This is a genomic window from Janthinobacterium sp. FW305-128 (genome assembly GCF_020858135.1).
GTDB lineage: Bacteria > Pseudomonadota > Gammaproteobacteria > Burkholderiales > Burkholderiaceae_D > Janthinobacterium.
Map to the genome: position 1 here is coordinate 211953 of NZ_JACYMK010000002.1, position 21777 is coordinate 233729.

A 21777-nucleotide genomic window follows, 5' to 3' on the forward strand; every position below is an offset into this window, starting at 1 on the left:
GATGCATATGCACAATACCTATCATCGCGTGGGCCATGGTCCCCACGCCGTCATCGTCCTGCACGGCTGGTTTGGCGACGCGCACGCGTTCGCGCCCATGGAAACGGCCCTCGATGGCGGCGCCTTCAGCTATGTCTTCATGGACAATCGCGGCTATGGCGGCATGCGCGGCGCGGCGGGCGAGTATTCGATGGAAGAGGTCGCCCGTGACGCGCTGGCCTTGGCCGATGCGCTGGGCTTTGCCACATTCAGCGTGGTCGGTCACTCCATGGGCGGCATGGCGCTGGAACGGCTGGCCTTGCTGGCGCCCTTGCGTTTGCGCAAGCTGGTGGCCGTGGCGCCCGTGCCCAGCTGCGGCGTGGCGCTGCAGGGGCCGGCCCGGCAACTGTTTCTCGATGCCAGCGCGAACATCGATGCGCGGCGCGCCATCATCGATCGCAGCACGGGCGGGCGCTTGTCAGCTACCTGGCTGGGCTGGAAGGCGCAGTATTCGTGGGAAAGTTCGGATCAGGCCGCGTTCGCCGCCTATTTTCTCGCGTGGAGCGAAACGGATTTCAGCGGCGAAGTGCAGGCAACGGCGTCGAAACTGCCCTTGCTGGCGCTGGTGGGGGAACACGACCCCCGTTTCGATGCGGACTTGATGCGTTGCACGTATCTGGCGTGGTATCCGCAAGCCCGGCTGGAGGTGCTGGGCAATGCGGGACACTATCCGATGAATGAAGCGCCGCTGGCCCTGGCGGCCAGCATCGAGGCGTTTCTATCGGCGCAGTGACCTTATGCTGCCTTGCTGCGCAGGCGCAGCAGGCTCAGGCCCAGCAGCACGAAGGCGCCGCCCGTGATGCGGTTGAACAGCTTGGCGCGGCCCGGCGTTGCCAGCTGGGTTTTCAGCAGGCGCGCCAGGTTGGCATAGAACAGATGGGCCAGCATGGCGCAGGCGACGAACGAGGTCGTCAGCACGGTGAACTGGATGGCCACCGGCTCGCCCGGCGTGATGAATTGAGGGAACAGGGCCGAAAAGAACAGGATGGCTTTCGGATTGGTCAGCGCGACCGTCAAGCCCTGGCGGAAGAGTTTCCAGAATGAATTTGGATTCGCCGCGCCTTGCACCACGGGCGCATCGGCCACGACGCTGGTCTTGCTGCGCCATTGCTTGATGCCCAGGAACACCAGATACAGGGCGCCGGCCAGTTTCAGCAGCATGAAGGCCGTGGCCGAGGTGGCCAGCACGACGCCCATGCCGGCCATGGCCACGCCGGAAATGATGAACAAGCCAAAACCATTGCCCATGCTGCTGATCATCGCGCGGCGCGGGCCGACGGCGATGGCATTCGAGATGGCCAGCAAGACGGCCGGGCCGGGAGAAAACGTGACGAGCAGGGCGACGCTGCAGAAAAGCAGCCAGTTCGAGAGATGCATGGATGTTCCTGGTGGGGCCGAAGCCGGATTGGGGAGTCAAAACATGTCTATTGTACGAAGTTTTCGGCTCCCGTGTCAGCGGCCCCGGCCTGAATCCGGCTCAAGGTCAGGCAAACAGGCTGGCGACCACATGGTTGATGGCCGCGCCGCCGGCGATCAGCCAGCAGAACAGCAGGCCGGCCAGCAGCAGGGGCTTGATGCCGGCGCGGCGGATGGCCGACATGTGCGTCGTCAAGCCCAGGGCTGCCATAGCCATGGCCAGCAGGGCCGTGTCGATGTCGGTGATGGTGGCGACCGTGCCCGCTGGCAACAGGCCCAGCGAATTGAAGGCCACCACGGCAATAAAAATGAAGGCAAACCAGGGGATGGCCAGCTTGGCCGCCTTGTCGTGGCTGCCACCTTTGGCCTTGCCGCGCGCCAGCAGGGCCGACAGGATGACCAGGAACGGTGCCAGCATCATCACGCGCACCATCTTGGCGATCACGGCCGCATTCGCCGCCTCTTGCCCGATCGACTTGCCGGCCGCCACGACTTGCGCCACCTCATGCACGGTCGAACCGATGTACACGCCAAACGCCGTGGGCGTGGCGCCCAGCACTTGCCAGCCCAGGTTCAGCTGGTACAGCACGGGATACAAAAAGATGGCGATGGTGCCGAACACCACGACGGTCGAGACGGCGACAGTGACATCTTCGCTGCGCCCCTTGACGACGGGCTCCGTCGCCATCACGGCCGCCGCGCCGCAGATCGAACTGCCCGCGCCGATCAGAATGGCGCTGTTGCGTTCCAGCTTGAACACCCTGGTGCCGAGGAACATGGCCAGGCCAAACGTGGACGCCAGCACCAGCGCGTCAATGGCGATGCCGGCCAGGCCCACCTGGCCGATATCCTGGAACGTCAAGCGGAAGCCATACAGGATGATGCCAAGACGCAATAATGTCTGCTTGGAAAAAGCCACGCCCGCACCGCAGGTGGGCGCCAGGCTGCCATACACGCTGTTGCCCAGCACAATGCCCAGCATGATGGCCAGGGTCAGGGCGCTCATGCCGTGGCTTTGCATCCATTCCAGCTTGCCCAGCGCGATGGCGCCCCAGGCGATCAGGCCGCTCAGCAGCAGGCCCGGCAGGAGGCGGCCATAGCGGTCGCTGAAACTGGTGGTATTAGTTGTTGAGAGAGAAGACATGCCGTACTCCATGTTTTTATGCGTATGACATGACTGTACAGTTCCTCGATTAAATGGTAAAACGGATTGTTTTTGTATGTTTAACCTGAAAAATAGGTAAATCAGATGGCTTTGACTTTGCGGCAACTGCAGATTTTCCTGGCCGTGGCGGACACGGGCAGCACCAGCGCGGCCGGCGAGCTGATTGCGCTGTCGCAATCGGCCACCAGCGCGGCCCTGAACGAGCTGGAAACCTTGTTGGGCGCGCAGCTGTTCGACCGGGTCGGCAAGCGATTGCTGCTCAACGACAATGGCCGCCTGCTGTTGCCGCAGGCGCGGCAGATGCGCGACGCGGCCGCCAGCATCGAGCGCCAGTTTGCGGGCGCCGACCCGTCCGTACCCGTCAGCCTGCAGATCGGCGCCAGCACGACCATCGGCATCTATCTGTTGCCGCAGATCCTGGCCCAGGCGTCGCAGCAGTACGGGCGCAGCATCCCGCAGGTGACGATTGCCAACACGGCCGACATCGCCGCCGCCGTGGCGGAGTTCCGTGTCGATATCGGCCTGATCGAAGGGCCGTGCCATGAGGCGGGCTTGCTGGTGGAACCGTGGCTGACGGACCAGATGCTGATCGTGGCCGCACCCACGCACCCGCTGGCGCAGCTGCATCATCTGCTCAGCTTTGCGGAGCTGAACCAGGCGGGCTGGCTGTTGCGCGAGGCGGGCTCCGGCACGCGCGAAGCCGTGGAGCAGGCACTGGTGCCGTATCTGCACTATCTGCGCGCCGCAGGCGAATTCAGCAATTCTGAAGCGATCAAATATGGCGCGGCGGCCGGTCTCGGCATCGCCTGCCTGTCGCGGGTAGTGGTGGCCGATCTGCTGGCCAGCGGACAACTGGTCGAGCTGGAAACCATGCTGCCGCCCCTGGAACGCAATTTCTATCTGATCCGCCAAGCCAAAAAGATCCTCTCGCCCCGTTTGACAGGTTTTCTGGAACTGTGCCGCCACGCCTCGCGCATGGCTTGACGTTTTTCCATATATGGAATAAATTCCCTTATATGGAAAATTTGATGCTCACAGAGAGCGAAACGGAACAGCGCCTGGCGGCGCGATTAAAACAGTTGCGCGTGGAGCGGGGCTGGTCGCTGGACCAGCTGGCCAGTGCCAGCCAGGTCAGCCGCGCAACCTTGTCGCGCCTGGAAAATGGCGAAGGCAGCCCGACGACAGCCGTGCTGGGCAAGCTGTGCGCCGCGTATGGCCTGGCCATGTCGCGCCTGCTGCGCATGGTCGAGGACGATTTTCCGCCCCTGCTGCGGCGGGCGGAACAAACCGTGTGGACGGACCCGGACACGGGCTTTGTCCGCCGCTCCGTCTCGCCCCCGTCGCGCGCGCTGGCCGGCGAAGCGCTCGAATGCGAGCTCGGCGCGGGCGTGACGATCAGCTATGCCGCCTCGCCCCGGCCCGGCATGGAACATCATCTGCTGCTGCAGGAGGGCAAGCTCAACGTGACGGTCGACGGCCGCTCCCACGATTTGATGCCCGGCGATTGCCTGCGCTACCAGTTGCATGGCGCCAGCGCGTTCACGACGCCAGCCGACAGCGGCGCCCGCTATTTTTTGTTCATCGTCTGAGGTTGATATGTCCCCATCGCTACGCCATTTTTCGTCCGCCGATATTCTTGTACGCCTGCCGGAACTGGGCGCCTTGCTGCAAGACTGCGTGCACGACGGCGCCAGCATCGGTTTTATCCTGCCGTTCGATACGGCGGCCAGCCAGGCTTTCTGGACGGATAACGTCTTGCCGGCCGTCACGCGCGGCGTGCGCCTGCTGCTGGTGGCCGAAGTGGAAGGCAAGGTGGCCGGTGCCGTGCAGCTGGATTGGGATACCAATCCCAACCAGGCGCACCGGGCCGAAGTGCGCAAGCTGCTGGTCGCGCCCGCTTTCCGCCGGCATGGCATCGCCCGCCAGTTGATGCGGGCGCTGGAAGAACAGGCGCGGCAGCTGCCGTGCAGCCTGCTGACCCTGGACACGCGCAGCGGCGACCATGCGCAATCGCTGTATTTGTCGCTCGGCTACGTGGTGGCGGGCTGCATCCCCGCCTATGCGCTGGCGCCGGCCGGCGACCGGCTGGACGCCACCACCATCCTGTACAAGCAACTGCAGCATTGACCTGGCAAAGGGAACTCATGCATTGCAAGGACCGCATGTTGCCGCTGCCAGCCAATGTCGGCTGGCTTGTTGCCAGATAAAATCACCCGTCTGATTACAGAACCGTCCTACCTCGATACCCGGCATCGTCCGACTGGCGTGTGCCGGTGCCGCGCCTACACTGTTCTTTGATAGACCCGGCGGCGGGTCCTTTCTTCTTACAGGAGGCTGATATGGCGAATATCCAGGCAGGATCGGACGGTGCGGCAAAACAGGAAATGTCGGCAAAGCGCTTGAACGTGGTCGACTGGATCTCCATGATCCTCTTGATCGTGGGCGGCTTGAACTGGGCGCTGGTGGGCCTGTTCGATATCGACATCGTGGCCCGCATCCTCGGTGCCATGACGGCGGCTTCGCGCGGCGTGTACGTGCTGGTGGGGCTGGCGGCGCTGTATTCCATTTACCTGTGCCTGCGCAAGTTCCCGGCCAAATCCTAGACGGGAGGATACATGCCTGTTGGTGCAAGCCCCAAGCGTGAACGCGAATTCAAGAAGCTGGAACGCGATTTCAAGCAGGAAGGACGTTACCCGGGCCGCGAGGAAGAGGTTGCGGCGCGCATCGTGAACAAGCAAAGGGCGCAGTCGGGTGAAACCAGGCAAGCGCAGGAGCGGAAAAAAGCCGGCGGCGCTGCCCCGGAGGCGTCACCGTCTGACTTGCCCATCGCCGGCTACCAGCAACTGACGGTGGCGCAGATCCGCGGCAAGCTGGACGGCCTGTCCGCTGCCCAGCGCAAGCGGCTGCGCGCTTATGAGGCGGCACACAAGAAGCGCAAGGGTGTGCTGCAAGCGCTGGAGGCTTGAGTTGGCGTCATGAGCTGGATGCGGTGTCCGGCTGTCCATGCATGCGTTATGGGACGGCTTGCTGCGTGCGCAGGTAGGCCAGCAAGTCGGCCACTTGCTGCGCATTGCCGATGCCCCAGAAGCGCATGTTATTGCCGGGAATGAAATCGCTGGGCGCCTTGAGGAAGGCGGCCAGGTTTTGCTCGGTCCAGACAATATTCGCGTTTTTCATGGCCGCCGAGTATTTGTAGTCGGTAGTGGCGCCGGCCTTGCGGCCGATCACGCCCGTCAGCTTGGGGCCGAAGCCGCCGCGCGCCGATGGTCCCACCTGATGGCAGGAAGCGCATTTGCGAAATGCTGCCTTGCCCGCTTCGGCATTGCCGGTGAGGGGGGCGGGAGCGGCAGCCTGCGCGACGGCTGCTGGCGCCAGCAGCAGGGCTGCAGCGGCCAGAGGGAAGAGCAGGCGACAAAGAAAGGTGGATGTCATCGGTGAGGCGGGCATGCAATGCGTGGCAAACGATGACGCATTTTACAGGCGCACATCAAAATCTGCCCGCCAGCACGACATGGATGCGAGGAAGCGGCGCACGACGGATGCAATACCGCTAGCGCTTGCCGCCCTGTGCGCCCAGCGCCGCCATGGCCGACGCAAACACGATGCAGGCGATGGCCAGCCACTGGGTCAGGCTCAGCAATTCTCCCAGCACCGCCATGGCGGCCAGCGCGCTGACGGCCGGCGCCGCGCTGCTGAACATGCCGAACACCCCTTGCGGCAAGCGGCGAAGGGCAAAGATTTCCAGAGAGTACGGCAGGGCGCTGGACAGCATGGCAATGGCCAGGCCCATCAAGGCAATCGACGGCGCCAGCAAGGCTGTTCCCGAGTAGGTGATGCCGATGGGCACCGTCACCATCGCCGCCACCGTCATGCCCCAGGCGACGGCCTGGCCGCCCTGCAAGGTCGAGGCGCGCTTGCCGAAGATGATGTACAGCGCCCAGCACAGGGCCGCCCCCAGCGCATACGCCACGCCGACAGGGTCCAGGCTGCCCGGGCTGCCCTGCAGGGGCAGCAGCAAATATAAACCGAACACGGCACAGGCGACGGCGAATAGATCGCGGGGCCGGCGCGATGACAGCATGGCCACGGCCAGCGGCCCCGTCACCTCGATGGCGACCGCGATGCCGATCGGTATCAACGCAAATGCCCGGTAAATCAGCAAGTTCATCAATCCCAGCACGGAACCGTAGACGAGCAAGTTCAGCACATCCTTGCGCGTCAGGCGGTAGCGCCATGGCCGGAAGATGGCCAGCAGGATCAGCGCCGAGAACCCCACGCGGTACGCCGTAATCCCTTCCACGCCGATGACGGGAAACAGTTTTTTCGCTATCGCCGCCCCCAGATTGACGGAAATCTGCCCTCCCAGGACGGCCAGGGAAGGGAGCAGCACGCTGTCGGGCAGGGGGGAGGTCGAGGCGGGGGAGGTCATGGGGCGCCATTTTAATACGCAACAGGCCGCCAGTCGCTGGCAGATCAGCAACGGACGGCATTTATCCGCCCGTACTGGCGACAATGCGGAGCGGACACTGTTGTAATAGTGCAAGTATTTTCTGATAATGTTATTCTGCCAGTACCCCACTGATCAGTGGGGTGCCGCCAACGATTCTTTGTCTCTATGGAGCCGCTCTATGAATTGCAGAAGCATGGCAGTGACAGTCGCTTTGGTGTTTGCCGCTGGCATGGCTGGGGCTGGGGCTGAGGCCTTGCCACCGCAGGCGCAATTGCCGGTCTGGGCAACGCAGCAATTCGATAATCTGGCCAAGCGCGAGGCCATCGAAGTCAATGCGCGCGTGAATCCCTTCGTCCTGCGCGGCGATTTCGACGGCGACGGCAAGGGCGACCTGGCTGTCTTGATCAAGAACAAAGACAGCAAGAAAGAGGGTATCGTCTTCCTGTTCCGGCAAAAGACGGCGCCGCTCATCGTGGGGGCGGGTCACGCATTGTCCAACGGCGGCGATGATTTCGCGTGGCTGGAAGTGTGGCAGGTGGAAGACAAGGGCTCGCTGCAGCACAGCTACCATGAAAAATCGCTCAAGCTGAAAACAGACGGGATCGTGGTGGCGAAAGAGGGCTCTGCCAGTGCCTTGATTTATATCAAGGGTGGCAAGGCGGTGTGGCAACAACAGGGCGATTGATGGATTGCCCGCGCATGTCCGCTGGCTGGCAAGCAGTCCACGGGAATGGGCAATAGCCTGAATCGGCATGAATTGAGATTATGACAGCACTGGCAGTGGATTTCGTTGCATCCTATACCCCCTCATCCGAAGCGAAAATTGCCTTTGCCTGGAATGGCAGGCATGGGGCCGATTTCGACGATGCCAACATGGCGTTTCGCACCGTCATAGGCGATTATTTCGAAGAGAATACGCAGGCATGCTCCTTGCCGCTGATTGCCGCCCTGTACCGCGCGGAGACGCAGTGGGCGAAGGAAGCCTGGTGCGTGAGGAGCGTGGTGGCTGAATTGGCGCAGGAGCTGCTGCAGCGCGGTGGCGTCGCTTATCTCGACGTGTACCTTGCCGGCGCATGTTGCGGCATGGATGCCTGTATGGAATCGGGAAACATTTCGCTAAGCAAGACGCGTTGCGAAGAGTTGCTGGCCTATTGCAAGGCCTCGGCATTCAACGCCGAGGCCGGTCTCCGGGAACGATGGATCATGCTGGCACAGCGCTTTGCCTGCCTGCTTGCCGGTGCGGCTTGATGACGCAAATGAGGGAACAAATGAGAGAAGCAGTTAAAGGGCAATACGGGAAAAAACTCGTCGGATACACGATGCTGGCGCTCGCCTTGGGTGCCAGTTGCGGCGTCCGCGCGGCAGAGCCTGAAACCGTTGAAACATTGGCGATGCAGTTGTTTCTCGGCGTTTGCGTGCCTTCCCAAGGGGATGTGCAGCAGATCGAAACGGCAGTCAGGCGTGTGAAGCTGGTCGAGGTGACGTCAAAAGAGGCGCGGGCACTGCCGGATAATGTGCCTGGCAAGTCTTGGTCCACGAGCAAAACTGGCGGCCGCTTTACGGTAGTGGCCACGCAGCCGCAAACCTGCGCCGTTGTGGTGAAACAGATAGCTCCAGCCGACTTGAAGCGCGAGTTTGAACGGTGGCTTCCTCCGGCGAGCACTGGCTACACCGTGATGCAGAAAGCCGAGGACAGGCAGGGCGATATGGCGACCTCGTCTTACGCCATTTTGCGCGAGGGGCGGCTCAGGTACAGCTGGGTGCTGCGCATGTCCTTGACCCAGCCGGGCGCGACGGGAACGCTTTCCGTGCGTGCCGCCGTGCCTTGACTAGTTAATATGGAGTAATGTTGAATGAGTGTATTTAGTATCGGCGACACCAATTTTGAAGTGGATGTCGCGAAATCCCGGATCAGCGTGTCGGCACATGCCGATGGCATGCGGGAAATCAATATTAGGATCGAGGCCGACGACGAGGTGTTCATGCGGCTGACGGAAGACGACGATGCGCCTTGGTCGTGGGCGCTGTATCCGCCGGCATTCCTGTTGCAGGGCTTGCTCGTGGCGGGAACGGATGGGGCGCCCGTGCAGATGCTTGCCGTTGACGCCGGCAATACGGATTGCGAATCCGCGCTCTACATGATGGAATACCGCGACGTGGCAGATCTGCGCCTGGTGGAGTTGTCGGCGCAGCGGCTGGCCGTGACAGGCACGGTGGATTTCGATGGCGAAAGCCTGTCTTTTGCCATCGATATGCGGCGCGCGGCGTAGCGCCGGTCCTGGGTGCAGCGGCGGGGGAACGCTGGGGCAGCCTGTGCGGGCCGCCCCCATGTCATCAGTCCAACTCCAATGCCTTCGCCACATCCCCCCACGCCACATACTTGAAGTTCTGCGGGCCGTCCGGCAAGCGCTTGTAGCCGTCCTGGATCACCAGCATGCCTTGCGCATACGCGCCGCCCAGGTTGGCGGACGTGACGTCGAGGCCATCCGTTTCCGAGGTGCCGTCTATGCCGGCGGGCAAGTTGAAGCCCACCTTGAAGCGGCCGCGCACCTTGTAGGGCGCTTGGGCGTCGAGCACCACGTAGCTGCTGTCGCCCTGGCTGGAGACGATCAGGTAGCCGGTGTCGGGCTTGGCACCTGGCTTGCGGTAGATGGCCATGCCTTCCACATCCGCCGCCAGGTTTGCGCCCACGGGCAAGACCATGGTCAGCGCGTCCGGCCTGGCGGCGTCGGCCGAGGTGGTCCACACGCCGCGCGTTTCCTCGCCCAGGAACAGGCGGCCGTTGGCATCGTCGGCCACGCAGCCTTCCGGTTGGGTGTCAACCTTGAAGCTGCGCAACAGAGTCGCGCTGAATTTGCCGCCTTCCAGGCCGATGCGGTATTGCTGGAAAGAGCCGTCCTTGTCGTTGATGAACGCTTGCACGCCGCCGCCGGCCGGCTGGTACAAGCACATGCCGTAGATGCTTTTCAGACCGGTCGGGAAGCGGCCCGCTTCCGCCACCTCGCCGCTGGCATTGATGGTGAACAACATCATGCTGTTGTCGTCGCGCTGGGTGGCCACGGCCAGGTCGACCTTGCTGCCGCCCAACCGAATGTTCTGCCGCACATCAACGTTGTTCAGGCGGCCCACTTCCAGCAGCTGCGTCTGCTTGCCTTGCAGGTCGTAGACGAGCAGTCCCTGCTTCTTGTTGGTACCGAGAATGCGCGCATCGGCTGGGTTCCTGGACAGCCAGATGGCCGGGTCGTCGGCCGCGTCGCCCTGGCGCGCCATCGGTTCCGTTTGCGCTTGCGGCGCGATGATGGCCACCTCTGCTTGGGTTTCCGCCTTGCCTGTCCATTTCATCGGCCGCGCCTGCCAACCGTTTTTGCCGCGCAGTAGCAAGGCATCCTTGTCCAGCGCCAGCTGGCTGTCGCCCTTGCGCACGTTCAAGGCGACGGTCTGGGCTGGCTGCGCTGTCCACCGGCCGTCCTGGTGGGCAAACAGGTGCAGCTTGTCCGCCTTGCCGTCGAGCACGGCCACGCCGCCCGGCAGCACGGCCAGGGCGCCGGCGCCGCCATCGAGCTGGCCGTATGGCTTGCGGAGGGCCACCACTTCGCGCTTGCCCATGCCTTCCGAATCGGCCTCATACGCCCACACGCCCATGTTGGACTCGCTCACCAGCAGGCGCTGCGTGCCATCGTCGACGCGGCAATGTTTGGCGTGCGGCGGCAGGGCCAGTTTGCGTACCAGGCTGCGCTGCTCGCCCTGCATCACCCACTGTTCCGCTTGGCCATCCTTGCCGATCAAGAACAGGTGATCGAGCTGCTGGGCGTCGCGGTACAAACACGATGCTTCCACAGAAAATGTCGGCACCGGAAACGGCGCCAGTTTCACCAGCTTGCCGGCCTGCACATTCACGGACACGGGCAACGGGCGCTGCGTGTCCGCTTCCAGGAAGACGGCCAGCACTTGATTTCCGTCCAGGCGCGTGTCGAGCTGCTTGGCGCGCACGGCGATGCGGTCCTGTTCCTGGCCGGCCGCATTGAACAGACGCAAGCCGTGTTTGTCCAAAGTCAGCCAGCCGCCGCCGGGCAGGCGGGCCAGTTCTTCCGCCTCCTGCGTGAAGGCAGGCAAGGCGTTGGCGGGGGCGGCCTGCGCGCTGGCGCCCAGGCAGAAGGCAGCCAGCAAAGCGCTGCAGAGTACGGTTTTTTTCATGTTATTGATAATCATCAGAAGGCGCTGGCTTTCAGGCTCACTTTGAAAGTGCGGCCGTATTGTTCGTTTTGCACGTTGTATGGCTTCGTGCCTTGGTAGACATAGTATTTCTCGTTGTTCAGGTTGGCTGCCTCGAACGTCACCTGGAACTGCTTGTTGATCTGGTAGGACAGCGAGAAATCGAGTTGTTTCTGGCTGTCCACGATACGGTCCTGGCTTTGATCGAGGATATCGCCGCCCATTTCCAGCAGGTAGGGCGACTTGTAGTTGAGGGCCAGGCGGGCGCTGACCGGGCCCGTTTCATAGCCCAGCATCAAGTTCATCACCTGGTTCGACTGGCCCGGCAGGCGGATGTCGCGGTTCATCTGCTGCTTGCTCGCCTTGTCGTAGCGGCCGATTTGCGCGCGCGACGTGCTCAGGGTGCCATTCACGCCGACGAGGAATTTGTTGAATGGCGCCGGCAGCATGCGCAGCGGCTGCATGTAAGCCAGTTCGATGCCCTTGACTTTCGCCGCGTCGCCGTTCGCATACGAGGTGGCCGTCGTGTAGCCCGTCCAAGCTCCCGTGCCGGCCAGGTTGGTCGTGTACGTAAAGTTCTTGATGTCCTTGTAGAAGCCGTAGGCCGACATCACGCCGTCGTTGCCCAGGACTCTTTCGATACCCAGGTCCAGGTTGTTGGCTTTCAAGGGTTTCAAGTCCGGGTTGCCGATCACGGCTTCCGTGTTGCTGGCCAGGCTGATGCCGGGTGCCAGCTGGCTGAAGTTGGCGCGCACCACGGCTTGCGTCCAGGCGGCCCGCACGCTGGTTTTTTGATCGACGTCATAACGGGCTTGCAGGTTTGGCAGCCAGTTGGTGTACGAACGTTCGCGCGTCAAAGGCGTGGCGACGCCGGCACTGTCCACCTGCGAACCGGCGGCCTCGAAGCTGGTGCGCTCGGCGCGCACGCCGCCGAGGATGTGCCAGGCGTCGAAGTCGTAGCTGTTTTGCACATACATGGCGTTGATGTCTTCATGCATGCGGTAATCGTTGATGATCGATTCCGTGGCCAGGCGCGCCTTGTCGCGGTCCAGGCCGGCGACCCTGGCGCGTATCAGCGCCGGGTCCAGCGCCACGCCGATGTTGCCTAGATCGTAATCGAGATTGTGGCCTTGCACGAAGGCGCTCATCGAGGTGGGGCCGGCGCCCCAGTAATTGCCGCTGGAAGCCTTGCTGCTGTTATACGCCCATTGATCCGTGTCATTGGTTTTTTCGCGGCGGCTGACTTTGGCGCCGAATTTCAGGGTGGCGATGTCGAACTTGCGCGCCAGGTCGATGCGTGCATGGTGTTCATTGTCTTTCGAGTAGCGCTTTTGCAGCGTGATGGCGTTGAGCGCATAGCCGGCCGGGTCGTACAGCGAGGCGGGGCCGCTCAACAATGGTTGCTCGGTGTCATTGAAACTGATCCCGGCAAAATTGCTGAGGCCGCGGAAACGGCCGTCGTTCAAGGATTCCGGCGTGTCTTCCGTGGCGCGGCTCAGGCCGCCTTTCACGTCCAGGGTCCAGTCGCCCGATTTCTGCTGCGTGCCCAACACCAGCGAGCGCACTTGCTGCGTGTACTTGCGCTGGCGGATGCGGCGTTCGGCGCGCGCGCTGGCCGTCTGGCCTTCGGCCAGGCTGCCGCCGGCGATATTGCTGATGGTCAGGCGGTCGCGCACTTCATCGTCGGAAAATTCGCTGACGAACGAGCGCAAGAACCAGCTGTTGCCCGCTTCCGGACGGTAATCGAGGTTGACTGCCAGGGCGCCGCGCTTGCGCACGGGCAGGTAGTCGCGCAATTCCAGGCCCGACAATTTGCCCTTGCTCCAGGCGCCGCCCGTTTCCACGTCATCGGAGCCGAACGAGCGCTTTTCCGCGCTCAGGCCGGCGGCCACGCCCAGCTTGCCGTCGAGAAAGCGCTGGGCCCACAGGGCGCCGCCGCTGGGGCTGGTCTTGCCCGTCTTTTCATCATGGCTGGCGGCCACGTTGGCCGACAGCAGCTTGCCCGGCAAGTCGAAGGCGGACAGCGATTTCACTTCGATGGTGGCGCCCAGCGAGTTGGCGTCCATTTCCGGCAGCAAGGTCTTCGAGACTTCCAGCGTGCGGATCAGGCCGGCAGGCAGGATATCGAGCGCCACGGCGCGGCGGCCCGCTTCCGGCGACGGCACCAGCGCGCCGTTGATGGTGACGGCATTCAGGTCAGGCCCCAGGCCGCGCACCGTGATGTAGCGGCCTTCGCCCTGGTCGCGCTGCACGGACACGCCCGGCAAGCGGGCCAGCGCCTCGGCCGCGTTTTTATCAGGCAAACCGCCGATATCGTCGCTGCTGATGACGCTGATGATGTTGTCGGCTTTCTCTTGCGCGGCGATGGCGTTGCGCAGGCTGGCGCGCTGGCCGCTGACGACCACGGTGGCGGCCGGCTGGCCAGCCGCATCTTGTGCTTGCGCATGGCTTTGACCGCTGAAGACGGCCATGATGGCCAGGGACAGGGCCGTCAGGCGCAGCGGGGAGGGGAACGATGTGTGCGTGGTTTTCATGAAGAGCTCGGTTAGGGAGGAAGGAACCGGGCGGATTCTAGGCAGCAAATATGACGGTTGCGTGACAGGCAATCGATTGCCAGCCTGAAAACAACGGCGGGTGAACGCTTTCCGGCCGGAAATGAACCGGGGTGAGCTGAAATGACCTGCCGGCGCAGGGCGCATGGGCAAAGGCTCGCCGTATTTGCATGGGAGTCCATGGTAATGATGAGCCGTTTGCACCTGCCGCACGGGAGCGGGGCATGTCATCGTGCCGTCATGGGCAGGCGCTATCGTGGCGGCAGCACCACTTTTAAAGGTTTTCCCACATGCTGCCATTGCACCGTAACAGCCTGATTGCCGCCGCACTGGCCTTGCCCCTGTTCTTGTTCGTGTACGCCACATTGGGCCACGTTAAACCGTTTGCCGTCTGGAAGTGGATGGATATCGTCTGCGAAGGCGGCACGGCCGTCATGGCGGGCATCTGGTTTTTGTTTACCCTCAGCAGCCGGCCGCGTGGACGGGTGACGAGCCTGATCGCCGGCGGCCTGTGCGCCATCATGCTGGGGTCCTGGGCCGATTGCCTCGATGAATTCTTCGCCATCGACAAGCAGGAAGTATGGGATAACTGGCTGGAAGCCTTGATCCCGTTCGGCATGCTGGTGCTGACGATCGGCATGTATTACTGGCGCCAGGAACAGTTCCGCCTGAACGAACATCTGCAAAAGCGCGAACGCCTGTTCCGCGACCACCGCGCCTTCGACCGCATCACGCAGCTGGCCGACGCCAGCTACCTGCGCACGCAGATGCGCCTGGAGCAGGAACGCCGGCCCGGCCTCGATTGCGCGCTGGTCTTGCTCGACATCGACAGCTTTCACCTGATTAACCGCGAATACGGCCACCGCGAAGGCGACCGCGTGCTGCAAGCCGTGGGCCACATGCTGCTGTTGAACTTGCGTAATGACGATCTGCTGTGCCGCTATGCGGGCGACCGCTTCGCCGTGCTGATGCCGGGCGTGTCGCGCGAGGATGCGGCCGTGCGCGCACGCCACCTGTGCGTCATGGTGGGGCAGATGCGCCACCACACCAACGACAACCGCGAAATCCGCCTGAGCCTGCGGCATGCGTGCTCTCTCACCGATGGCGTGCCGGAAGTGGTGTTGGCCGAGCTGAGCCGGGCCGTGGAAACGCCGGGCCGCAGCGCCAGTCCCAGGGCCGGCAGCGCCGCGCCCGCCTGATGCCGCTGATTCAGCAGGGCGATCCCAGCATCGCGGCCCATCACCAGCCGGCGCTGGTGCTTGACTACGCGCGCAGCCGCGACCTGGCCACGGCGCCGCTGCTTAAGGGCACGGGCCTCGATGGCGGCGCGCTGCCGTCCGCGGAAAGCCAGGTGAGCGCCGCGCAATACCTGCAATTGCTGGCCAACGTGGCGCGTGGTCTCGACAGTGCCGACACCAGCTTCATGCTGGGCCAGCAAATGCTGCCCGGCCATTACGGCGCCGCCAGCCATGCCTTGCTGCAGGCGCAGAATCTGCGCCAGGCCTTGACCATCCTGTGCGATTTTCATACCTTGCTGTGTCCGCTGCTGCAGCCGCGCTTGCGCGAGGCCGGCGACATGCACGTGCTGTACTGGGTCGATGCGTTCGGCGCGCCCAGCCAGCTGCCTTTTTTGGTGGAAATGCACATGACGGCGCTGGCGGCCATGTGCCGCTGGCTGGCGGGCGAGTCCTTGCCATGGCGCTTCTGTTTCAACCGCGCGCGGCCTCGCCACGTGGAGCAGCACGAAGTGCACCTGGGCCAGTCCCTGCGTTTCGATTGCCAGGTGGACGCCATGCTTATCGATTCGAGCTGGCTCGACAAGCCCTGGCCGCGCGGCAATGCCACGGCGGCGGCGTTGGCCTTGCGCGCGGCGGCACTGGCGCCCGTGCCGGCAGTGAGCCTGCTCGGTGCGCTGTACGACTACCTGCTGCTCAATATCCGCTGCGCACCGACCCTGGAGCGCACGGCGCAGGAATTCGGCGTCAGTCCCGCCACCCTGAAACGCCATTTGGCGCGCCATGGCACGCATTTCCAGGCCGAGCTCGATCAGGTGCGCGCGCACAAGGCGATTTATCTGTTCCAGGCGCATGGCTACGACAACGATGCCGTGGCCGCCTACCTCGGCTTTCATGATGCCACCAACTTCCGCCGCTCGTTCAAACGCTGGACGGGGCAAACGCCGCAATTATTGCGTCACGCGCTGGCCCTGTTCGTTGCTGGATGATCGCCGGCGTTGCGCGCCGGCGCCACGCAAGGTCGTTCCTGAGGGAACAATTGCCCGTTCTGCTACATCCATAGTACACTCGATCAGAGAGCGGACAGACGCGCTTTGAGGCGCTCCGGTACGGCGTCACGCGACGCCGCAATACCGCCATCACGATGGCGGGCCGGCGGCAGACAACCGGCGTGCCGTGCCTTAACCCAGCCTGGAAACTGGCGTCACCAGTGTGGTGCGCCGGAAACCGGGCAACTTGATAATGCTCAATCGTGTATTCACAATCGCAGATCGATCCAGTCGTCAGTTTCCGCAACACCCAGGGTGAGGCGGTGCGCGGCACGATTTTCAACTTGCAGCGCAATTCGCTGGTCATGGAAATCTATAATCCATACTCGATTGTGCAGGTCAGCGAGGTGCTCAATGACGTGACCGTGCGCATGGGGGCGAAAAACGCCTACGTGGGCAAGGCAGTCGTCATCAGCAGCGTCAACACGGGCCTGACCGCCATCGTTTCCGTGACCCTGATCGACGAGTGGCGCGAGCTGAGCGATGTGGTCGTCGTCAAGGGCGCCGTGTTGAAAGAGTCGAGCGCCTTTGTCGCCGGCTGGGGCGAGCGCTTCCGCATCCGCCGCGACTACCAGATCGTCGTCAACGAAATGCGCGCCTTCCTGTCGGAAGTGGCGCGCTGGGTCGAGCAGGTCGACTTGTCCGACTCGCTGCCCAAGGAAAACGGCCGCCTGCGTCCCGATATCTTCGACGAGCTGGCCTTGCCGCTGATGGAACAGACCCAGCTTTACTTGCGCCAGCTCGAGGTGGAAGCGTCGCTGGTCGAGGAAGAGCGGGCGCCGGCCCACCGCGCCTTCGCCCAGGCGGCCTTGCACCCGCTGATCCTGCGCGCCCCGTTCGTCTTCCGCACGTTTACCAAGCCGCTCGGCTATGCGGGCGACTACCAGATGGTCAACCAGCTGCTGGACGATCCGCGCCAGGGCCCGAGCACGTATTTTCAGATCGTCAATGCGGCCTTTCTGCAGGCGGCCGTGGCGACGGCGCACCGCAACCGCATCGATATCCTGACGGAGTTTTTGGCGCAAAAGGCGGCCGCGGCGCGCGCCGCCGGGCGTGTGTATAAAGTGCTCAACGTGGGCTGCGGCCCGGCCATCGAGGTGCAGCGTTTCCTGGAAACGTGCCCCGATGCGCAATGGCTGGCCTTCGAGCTGGTCGACTTCAGCAGCGAGACGCTGGACTGGACGCGCGCGCGCCTGACCACCATCATGCAGCGCACGGGGCGCGTGGTCGAGATCGATTATGTGCACGACTCCGTGCATAACCTGCTCAAGCGCCGCCACGGTTCGGGCGCGACGGGTTTGCCCGGCAGTTTCGACGCCGTGTATTGCGCCGGCCTGTTCGACTATCTGTCCGACAAGGTCTGCGCGCGCCTGCTGATGCACTTCGCCTCGCGCGTGGGTCCCGGCGGGCGTTTGCTGGTGACGAATGTGCACGCGGATAATCCGGGCAAGTTCGGCATGGAGCATTTGCTGGAATGGCATTTGATCTATCGCAATGAAGCGGGCCTGTCGGCCTTGCTGCCCGAGCATGCAAGGGACCCGAAAATCTATGTCGACGCCACGGGCGTGAATGTGTTTGCGGAAGTGAGCATTCCTTGATCATGGATACCCCAGGCCTGCACGCCGGCTACACGGCCGTTTTGCGCGACTTCCGCCTGGAATTCAGCCGCGGCGGGGCCTACACGGGCATCGTGCTGATCCTGCTGGGCATGGGCCTCGATTCAGCCCTGTATCCGGACAAGCAGTCGGCGTTCACCAGCGCGCGCATCGTCGTGTCCGTGCTGATCTTTTGCGTCGTGCTGGCCATGCGCACGCGCTGGGCGCAAGACCGCATCCAGGGACTGACCTTTGTCTGGCTGATCCTGCCGCAAATCATGATCGCCTGGATGATCGCCGTCACGGAAGGCGCCACCTCGATCTATTATGTGGGCATGACCCTGGCCATCTATTCATCGGGCATCGTGCTGGCCTTCGGCCTGTGGCAAAATATGGTCTTTGGCGCGATTTCCTGCCTGCTGTATGTGGCTGCCTGCGCCTGGCATGCGGGCGGTTTCGACTTGCCAAGCACGTTTGTCGTCAACTGTTTATTCCTCATCATGTCGGCCAGCATCAGCGCCGTATTTACCTATTTTAACGAACGCGCCCGCTTCATGCTGTTCCAGCTGAAGGCGGAGGTGGCGCAAAAGAACACGCAGCTGGAAGAAACGAATAAAAGCCTGGCCGATATCAAGGGACAGATGCTGCAGCAAGAGAAGATGGCCGCCATCGGCACCCTGGCCGCCGGCATGCTGCACGAGGTAAACAACCCCGTGAATTTCTGCATGATGGCCATCGAGGTGGCCATCGAAGACCCGGCCGCCAAGCAAAGCGCGCTGGTCAGCGAATGCCTGGCCGACGCCAAGCAGGGCATGCTGCGCGTGCAGCACATCGTGTCCGATTTGAAAACCTTTGCCTACCGCAAGAGCGGCAACCAGCTGGAAACGGGCCACTTCCAGTTTCGCAGCGCGCTCGAGGCCGCCATCCGCCTCGTGGGTCACGAAACGAAGAATGTCAGCATCAGCCACGACTTGCCGGTCGACACCCTGGTGCGCGGCGACGAGGCGGCCATCGTGGGCGTGCTGATCAATTTGCTGGGCAATGCCGTGCTGTCCATGCGCAAGGGCAATGCGCCGCCGTTCGAGATCCGTATCACGGCCCACTGGGATGACAACCGCCTGCGCATCAGCGTGCGCGACAACGGCCCCGGTATCGCCCCGGAAAATCTGGCGCGCGTGTTCGAACCGTTCTTCACCACGCGCGAAGTGGGGCAGGGCCTGGGCCTGGGCCTGAGCATCAGCTATGGCGTGATCGAGCGCCACGGCGGCACCCTCTCCGCCGAAAGCGTGCTCGGCGAATGGGCCAGCATGAATTTCGACTTGCAGCGCTCCGACTGGGAGGGCCGCTAGCATGGATAACGATAGCCGCGCCAGCGTGCTGTACGTGGACGACGAAGCGCTCGCCTGCAAGTATTTCGAGCGCGCCGTCGGCCAGCGCTACCGCGTACTGACGGCGCAGAGCGTCGATGCTGCGCTGGCCTTGCTGGAAGACGAGGCCGGCCAGATCGACGTGCTCGTCACCGATTACCGCATGCCGGACCGCCTGGGCAGCGAATTGCTGCAGGAAGTGGCGCAGCGCTATCCGCACATCGTCTGCATGCTCGTCACCGCGTATGCGGACAAGGACGTGCTGCTCGAGCTGATCAACGGCGGCACCTTGTTCCGTTTGCTGGAAAAACCGCTCGACCTGGCCGCCATGCAAGCGGCGCTGCAGCTGGCCGTGCAGACGGGACGCGAGCGCGCCGCCCGCCGCCAGGGCCTGGTGGCGATGGAGGAATCGCTGGCCTTTCTCGCGCATGAATTGAACACGCCGCTGGCGGCCATCGCCAATTTTGCGCGCGGCATTGCGCGCCGCGCGCAGGCGGACGCCGCACCGCAGGCCGAGATCGGCGAAGCGGCCGCCTTGATGCACGACAATGCGCGCTATTGTTTGTCCGTGCTGGCCAGCTTTGTCGACACGGTGCGCCTGGCCAGCGCCGGGCCCGGCATGCAGGGCGGACGCCGCGCCGGCAGCGCGCGCCAGCTGCTGGATGCCTTGCTCGACAGCTATCCCTTGAGCACGGACCAGCGCGCCGCCATTACAGTGGAAGTGGGCGACGATTTCTCCATTGCCGAGTCGCCCAATTGCGTCGCGCTGATTTTATCGTCGGTGCTGGCGAATGCCTTGCGTTCGGCCGGCGAGCAAGCCCATCCAGCGATCGGCATCCGCATCGATGCGGGCCGCATCGCGGTGCGCGACAATGGTGCCGGCATCGCCCCCGAGATCGTTACACAGCTGTTGAGCGACCCCGTCAGTGCCGGTGGCGGCGAAGGCAAGGGCTGGGGCATGGTGTTTTGCCACCGCATGATGCAGTCGTTCGGCGGCAACCTCGATATCGCCACCGAATTTGACACTTCCACCACGGTAACCCTGAATTTTCCAGTACATATAAGGAACGAGCATGATTGACGCCAATCTGCGTTTACCGGCTCAGCGTGAGCCGGCGCAAGGCTTGCCGACGATACTCTATGTCGATGATGAGGCCAACGCCCTCAAATACTTCCAGCGCGCCATCGCGCCGCTGGCCGACGTGCTGACGGCCACTTCGGTCGAGGAAGGCAAGCGCATACTCGACGAGCAGGCCGACCGCATCGCCGTGCTGGTCTCCGACCAGCGCATGCCCGGCGCCTACGGCAACGAGCTGCTGTCGTATTGCTGGGACCGCCATCCGCACATCGTGCGCATCCTGACCACCGCGTATTCCGAGCTCGAGCACACGGTGGAAGCCGTCAACCAGGGGCAGATCCACCGCTACATCCAGAAGCCGTGGGATATCGCGGCGTTGCGCATGGAACTCAAGCAGGCGCTGGAACTGGCGCGCTTGCGCAATGAGCACGCCCAGTTGCTGCGCGAAAAGCTGATGGTGCGCCAGCGGCAAGCCGTCGCCAACCGCATCGGCACCCTGTACGCCTTGTGCGCCAGCCTGGCCGGTCCGGAACAGCAGCTGCCTGTGGAAGCGTATCTGTCGGCGGCCCTGACGGCCGGCGTCACGCCGCCCGAGCCGGACTGGTTGCTGATGGATTATGCCGACCTGGTCAGTTCGGAAGCCTTCCGCGGCACGGCCTTTGCTGCCGCCGTGCGCCAGCAGCTCGACACGCTCGAGCGCGAGCATCCGGGGCGCGGCGTGGAGCAGGCGATCGACATGCTGCTGCCCGTGTTTGGCGCGGCGCTGCAAAACCAGGGCGGCACGGCGCTGTTCCTCGATGGCCGGCTGCTGACGGAATTCCTGGAAACGCCGACCACGGCGCCCGTCTCGGCCATCCACTCGTTCTGGCTGGCCAGCTTGTTGTGGCTGGCACGGCGCGGCTGGTCATTGCAGCTCAGCAAGACGGAACTGGGCTTGCAGGGCAAGGTAGTGCAGGCTGAACCGGCGCTCACGCCGGATCACCTGGCCGCCTGGATCGAGCAGTTCTGACGGGGCCCGCAAGGGGGAGCGCCAAATAAAACAGGGCCGCGCGGGCCCTGTTGCCATGTGCTGCGAGCAGACTTAGCGTTCAGCAGCCGCCTTCAGGTTGTTCAGGCCTTTTTCAAAATCCTTGCCGATCATCCTGTCCATGCTGACGAAGACGGTCATGACCTTGCTGACGTAAGGGCTGGGGCCGGTCATGGTCCAGTTCACCTTGGTGCCGTCGCCCTCGGGAGTCATGGTAAAGGTGGTGGTGTTGTGGCTTTCAAACGGCTTGAGGAAGTCCAGCTTGATGACGGTGCGTTCGGGCTGGGCCGCCTCCGTGATTTCCATGCGGCCGGCGCCCACCTTGTCATTGCCTTGCCATGCATACTGCGCGCCCAGGCCATTGGCCGGGCCCGTAAACGTGCGGCGCATGGCCGGATCGAGCTTTTCCCACGGCGACCAGGCGGCCCAGTAATGGAAGTCCGTGATCAGGGCGGCGATTTTCTCGGGCGGGGCCTTGATGGTGATTTCGCGCTGGACACTGAAGGTGTCGGGCTTGGTGGTGGCATAGCCGAGGATGGCGGCGACGACGACAACGATCAGCAGCAGGGTTTTTTTGATCATATGCTCTCCA

Annotated in this window: 23 protein-coding genes; 16 read left to right on the forward strand and 7 right to left on the reverse strand. The window is 63.3% G+C overall.

Annotated elements, in window-relative coordinates; translation table 11 throughout:
* Positions 1 to 7 precede the first annotated feature (7 nt).
* The gene (locus IGS60_RS05710; RefSeq protein WP_230502983.1) at positions 8 to 772 is read left to right on the forward strand and encodes an alpha/beta fold hydrolase; all 765 of its coding nucleotides are present in this window, start codon (positions 8 to 10) and stop codon (positions 770 to 772) included.
* A 2-nt stretch (positions 773 to 774) separates the two neighbouring features.
* Here the strand turns inward: IGS60_RS05710 and IGS60_RS05715 are convergent, their stop codons facing one another.
* Both IGS60_RS05715 and IGS60_RS05720 read right to left on the reverse strand, forming a co-directional pair.
* Entirely contained in the window at positions 775 to 1416 is a 642-nt protein-coding gene (locus IGS60_RS05715; RefSeq protein WP_070218425.1) for a LysE family translocator, read from the reverse strand.
* A 106-nt stretch (positions 1417 to 1522) separates the two neighbouring features.
* Complete coding sequence (locus tag IGS60_RS05720; protein WP_230502984.1) at positions 1523 to 2599, reverse strand: YeiH family protein; 1077 nt, start codon at positions 2597 to 2599, stop codon at positions 1523 to 1525.
* A gap of 105 nt (positions 2600 to 2704) precedes the next feature.
* Between IGS60_RS05720 and IGS60_RS05725 the strand changes: the two genes are divergently transcribed.
* The 5 genes from IGS60_RS05725 to IGS60_RS05745 all read left to right on the forward strand — a co-directional run bounded on the left by IGS60_RS05725 (position 2705) and on the right by IGS60_RS05745 (position 5586).
* Positions 2705 to 3604 (forward strand): LysR family transcriptional regulator, encoded by a 900-nt coding sequence (locus IGS60_RS05725; protein ID WP_070310602.1) that lies wholly within the window; start codon positions 2705 to 2707, stop codon positions 3602 to 3604.
* A gap of 32 nt (positions 3605 to 3636) precedes the next feature.
* Positions 3637 to 4209 (forward strand): helix-turn-helix domain-containing protein, encoded by a 573-nt coding sequence (locus tag IGS60_RS05730; protein WP_230502985.1) that lies wholly within the window; start codon positions 3637 to 3639, stop codon positions 4207 to 4209.
* 7 nt (positions 4210 to 4216) lie between these two features.
* The gene (locus IGS60_RS05735; RefSeq protein ID WP_230502986.1) at positions 4217 to 4747 is read left to right on the forward strand and encodes a GNAT family N-acetyltransferase; all 531 of its coding nucleotides are present in this window, start codon (positions 4217 to 4219) and stop codon (positions 4745 to 4747) included.
* Positions 4748 to 4959: 212 nt separating this feature from the next.
* A complete protein-coding gene (locus tag IGS60_RS05740) occupies positions 4960 to 5223 on the forward strand; it encodes a DUF378 domain-containing protein (RefSeq protein WP_083287945.1) in 264 nt (87 codons plus the stop codon).
* Positions 5224 to 5235: 12 nt separating this feature from the next.
* A complete protein-coding gene (locus IGS60_RS05745; protein WP_230502987.1) occupies positions 5236 to 5586 on the forward strand; it encodes a hypothetical protein in 351 nt (116 codons plus the stop codon).
* A gap of 46 nt (positions 5587 to 5632) precedes the next feature.
* Here the strand turns inward: IGS60_RS05745 and IGS60_RS05750 are convergent, their stop codons facing one another.
* Positions 5633 to 6067 carry a cytochrome c family protein gene (locus IGS60_RS05750; RefSeq protein ID WP_227741974.1) on the reverse strand — a complete coding sequence of 145 codons (435 nt, stop codon included), beginning with the start codon at positions 6065 to 6067 and terminating at the stop codon, positions 5633 to 5635.
* Between the two features lie 103 nt (positions 6068 to 6170).
* Positions 6171 to 7049, reverse strand: a complete 879-nt coding sequence (locus IGS60_RS05755; protein ID WP_230502988.1) for an EamA family transporter — start codon at positions 7047 to 7049, stop codon at positions 6171 to 6173.
* A 235-nt stretch (positions 7050 to 7284) separates the two neighbouring features.
* Here IGS60_RS05755 and IGS60_RS05760 point away from each other — a divergent pair, with 235 nt between their 5' ends.
* From IGS60_RS05760 to IGS60_RS05775, 4 genes are all read left to right on the forward strand, one after another.
* Positions 7285 to 7755: a hypothetical protein gene (locus tag IGS60_RS05760; protein ID WP_230502989.1), complete on the forward strand. Its 471-nt coding sequence runs from the start codon at positions 7285 to 7287 to the stop codon at positions 7753 to 7755.
* 80 nt (positions 7756 to 7835) lie between these two features.
* Positions 7836 to 8318, forward strand: coding sequence for a hypothetical protein (locus IGS60_RS05765; protein ID WP_230502990.1), 483 nt, complete (start codon positions 7836 to 7838; stop codon positions 8316 to 8318).
* Positions 8319 to 8338: 20 nt separating this feature from the next.
* Entirely contained in the window at positions 8339 to 8899 is a 561-nt protein-coding gene (locus IGS60_RS05770) for a hypothetical protein (RefSeq protein WP_230502991.1), read from the forward strand.
* A gap of 24 nt (positions 8900 to 8923) precedes the next feature.
* Complete coding sequence (locus tag IGS60_RS05775) at positions 8924 to 9340, forward strand: hypothetical protein (RefSeq protein ID WP_230502992.1); 417 nt, start codon at positions 8924 to 8926, stop codon at positions 9338 to 9340.
* Positions 9341 to 9404: 64 nt separating this feature from the next.
* On the opposite strand, the gene IGS60_RS05780 is transcribed toward IGS60_RS05775, so the two are convergent.
* Positions 9405 to 11264, reverse strand: coding sequence for a phytase (locus IGS60_RS05780; RefSeq protein ID WP_230502993.1), 1860 nt, complete (start codon positions 11262 to 11264; stop codon positions 9405 to 9407).
* 14 nt (positions 11265 to 11278) lie between these two features.
* Positions 11279 to 13816 (reverse strand): TonB-dependent receptor, encoded by a 2538-nt coding sequence (locus IGS60_RS05785; RefSeq protein WP_230502994.1) that lies wholly within the window; start codon positions 13814 to 13816, stop codon positions 11279 to 11281.
* A 308-nt stretch (positions 13817 to 14124) separates the two neighbouring features.
* On the opposite strand from IGS60_RS05785, the gene IGS60_RS05790 reads away from it, so the two are divergent.
* The 6 genes from IGS60_RS05790 (at position 14125) to IGS60_RS05815 (ending at position 21167) form a co-directional block, all read left to right on the forward strand.
* Positions 14125 to 15033 (forward strand): GGDEF domain-containing protein, encoded by a 909-nt coding sequence (locus IGS60_RS05790; protein ID WP_230502995.1) that lies wholly within the window; start codon positions 14125 to 14127, stop codon positions 15031 to 15033.
* Positions 15033 to 16058, forward strand: coding sequence for an AraC family transcriptional regulator (locus IGS60_RS05795; protein WP_230502996.1), 1026 nt, complete (start codon positions 15033 to 15035; stop codon positions 16056 to 16058). The genes IGS60_RS05790 and IGS60_RS05795 overlap by 1 nt, the downstream gene beginning before the upstream one ends.
* 263 nt (positions 16059 to 16321) lie before the next feature.
* Positions 16322 to 17716: a class I SAM-dependent methyltransferase gene (locus tag IGS60_RS05800; RefSeq protein ID WP_070218415.1), complete on the forward strand. Its 1395-nt coding sequence runs from the start codon at positions 16322 to 16324 to the stop codon at positions 17714 to 17716.
* A 2-nt stretch (positions 17717 to 17718) separates the two neighbouring features.
* Complete coding sequence (locus IGS60_RS05805) at positions 17719 to 19062, forward strand: sensor histidine kinase (protein WP_070310594.1); 1344 nt, start codon at positions 17719 to 17721, stop codon at positions 19060 to 19062.
* Position 19063: 1 nt separating this feature from the next.
* Entirely contained in the window at positions 19064 to 20161 is a 1098-nt protein-coding gene (locus IGS60_RS05810) for a hybrid sensor histidine kinase/response regulator (protein ID WP_070310593.1), read from the forward strand.
* On the forward strand, positions 20154 to 21167 hold the full coding sequence (locus IGS60_RS05815) for a response regulator (protein ID WP_070218412.1): 1014 nt from the start codon (positions 20154 to 20156) through the stop codon (positions 21165 to 21167). Before IGS60_RS05810 ends, IGS60_RS05815 begins: the two co-directional genes overlap by 8 nt.
* Before the next feature lie 72 nt (positions 21168 to 21239).
* On the opposite strand, the gene IGS60_RS05820 is transcribed toward IGS60_RS05815, so the two are convergent.
* Positions 21240 to 21767 (reverse strand): SRPBCC family protein, encoded by a 528-nt coding sequence (locus IGS60_RS05820; RefSeq protein WP_034755971.1) that lies wholly within the window; start codon positions 21765 to 21767, stop codon positions 21240 to 21242.
* Positions 21768 to 21777: the final 10 nt, after the last annotated feature.

What these genes read in the sequence shown, in the direction of transcription:
- IGS60_RS05710 (WP_230502983.1), top strand. Translation starts at nt 8, where the DNA reads ATGCACAATACCTATCATCGCGTGGGCCATGGTCCCCACGCCGTCATC.
- IGS60_RS05715 (WP_070218425.1), bottom strand. Translation starts at nt 1,416, where the DNA reads ATGCATCTCTCGAACTGGCTGCTTTTCTGCAGCGTCGCCCTGCTCGTC.
- IGS60_RS05720 (WP_230502984.1), bottom strand. Translation starts at nt 2,599, where the DNA reads ATGTCTTCTCTCTCAACAACTAATACCACCAGTTTCAGCGACCGCTAT.
- IGS60_RS05725 (WP_070310602.1), top strand. Translation starts at nt 2,705, where the DNA reads ATGGCTTTGACTTTGCGGCAACTGCAGATTTTCCTGGCCGTGGCGGAC.
- IGS60_RS05730 (WP_230502985.1), top strand. Translation starts at nt 3,637, where the DNA reads ATGGAAAATTTGATGCTCACAGAGAGCGAAACGGAACAGCGCCTGGCG.
- IGS60_RS05735 (WP_230502986.1), top strand. Translation starts at nt 4,217, where the DNA reads ATGTCCCCATCGCTACGCCATTTTTCGTCCGCCGATATTCTTGTACGC.
- IGS60_RS05740 (WP_083287945.1), top strand. Translation starts at nt 4,960, where the DNA reads ATGGCGAATATCCAGGCAGGATCGGACGGTGCGGCAAAACAGGAAATG.
- IGS60_RS05745 (WP_230502987.1), top strand. Translation starts at nt 5,236, where the DNA reads ATGCCTGTTGGTGCAAGCCCCAAGCGTGAACGCGAATTCAAGAAGCTG.
- IGS60_RS05750 (WP_227741974.1), bottom strand. Translation starts at nt 6,067, where the DNA reads ATGCCCGCCTCACCGATGACATCCACCTTTCTTTGTCGCCTGCTCTTC.
- IGS60_RS05755 (WP_230502988.1), bottom strand. Translation starts at nt 7,049, where the DNA reads ATGACCTCCCCCGCCTCGACCTCCCCCCTGCCCGACAGCGTGCTGCTC.
- IGS60_RS05765 (WP_230502990.1), top strand. Translation starts at nt 7,836, where the DNA reads ATGACAGCACTGGCAGTGGATTTCGTTGCATCCTATACCCCCTCATCC.
- IGS60_RS05770 (WP_230502991.1), top strand. Translation starts at nt 8,339, where the DNA reads ATGAGAGAAGCAGTTAAAGGGCAATACGGGAAAAAACTCGTCGGATAC.
- IGS60_RS05775 (WP_230502992.1), top strand. Translation starts at nt 8,924, where the DNA reads ATGAGTGTATTTAGTATCGGCGACACCAATTTTGAAGTGGATGTCGCG.
- IGS60_RS05780 (WP_230502993.1), bottom strand. Translation starts at nt 11,264, where the DNA reads ATGAAAAAAACCGTACTCTGCAGCGCTTTGCTGGCTGCCTTCTGCCTG.
- IGS60_RS05785 (WP_230502994.1), bottom strand. Translation starts at nt 13,816, where the DNA reads ATGAAAACCACGCACACATCGTTCCCCTCCCCGCTGCGCCTGACGGCC.
- IGS60_RS05790 (WP_230502995.1), top strand. Translation starts at nt 14,125, where the DNA reads ATGCTGCCATTGCACCGTAACAGCCTGATTGCCGCCGCACTGGCCTTG.
- IGS60_RS05795 (WP_230502996.1), top strand. Translation starts at nt 15,033, where the DNA reads ATGCCGCTGATTCAGCAGGGCGATCCCAGCATCGCGGCCCATCACCAG.
- IGS60_RS05805 (WP_070310594.1), top strand. Translation starts at nt 17,719, where the DNA reads ATGGATACCCCAGGCCTGCACGCCGGCTACACGGCCGTTTTGCGCGAC.
- IGS60_RS05810 (WP_070310593.1), top strand. Translation starts at nt 19,064, where the DNA reads ATGGATAACGATAGCCGCGCCAGCGTGCTGTACGTGGACGACGAAGCG.
- IGS60_RS05815 (WP_070218412.1), top strand. Translation starts at nt 20,154, where the DNA reads ATGATTGACGCCAATCTGCGTTTACCGGCTCAGCGTGAGCCGGCGCAA.
- IGS60_RS05820 (WP_034755971.1), bottom strand. Translation starts at nt 21,767, where the DNA reads ATGATCAAAAAAACCCTGCTGCTGATCGTTGTCGTCGTCGCCGCCATC.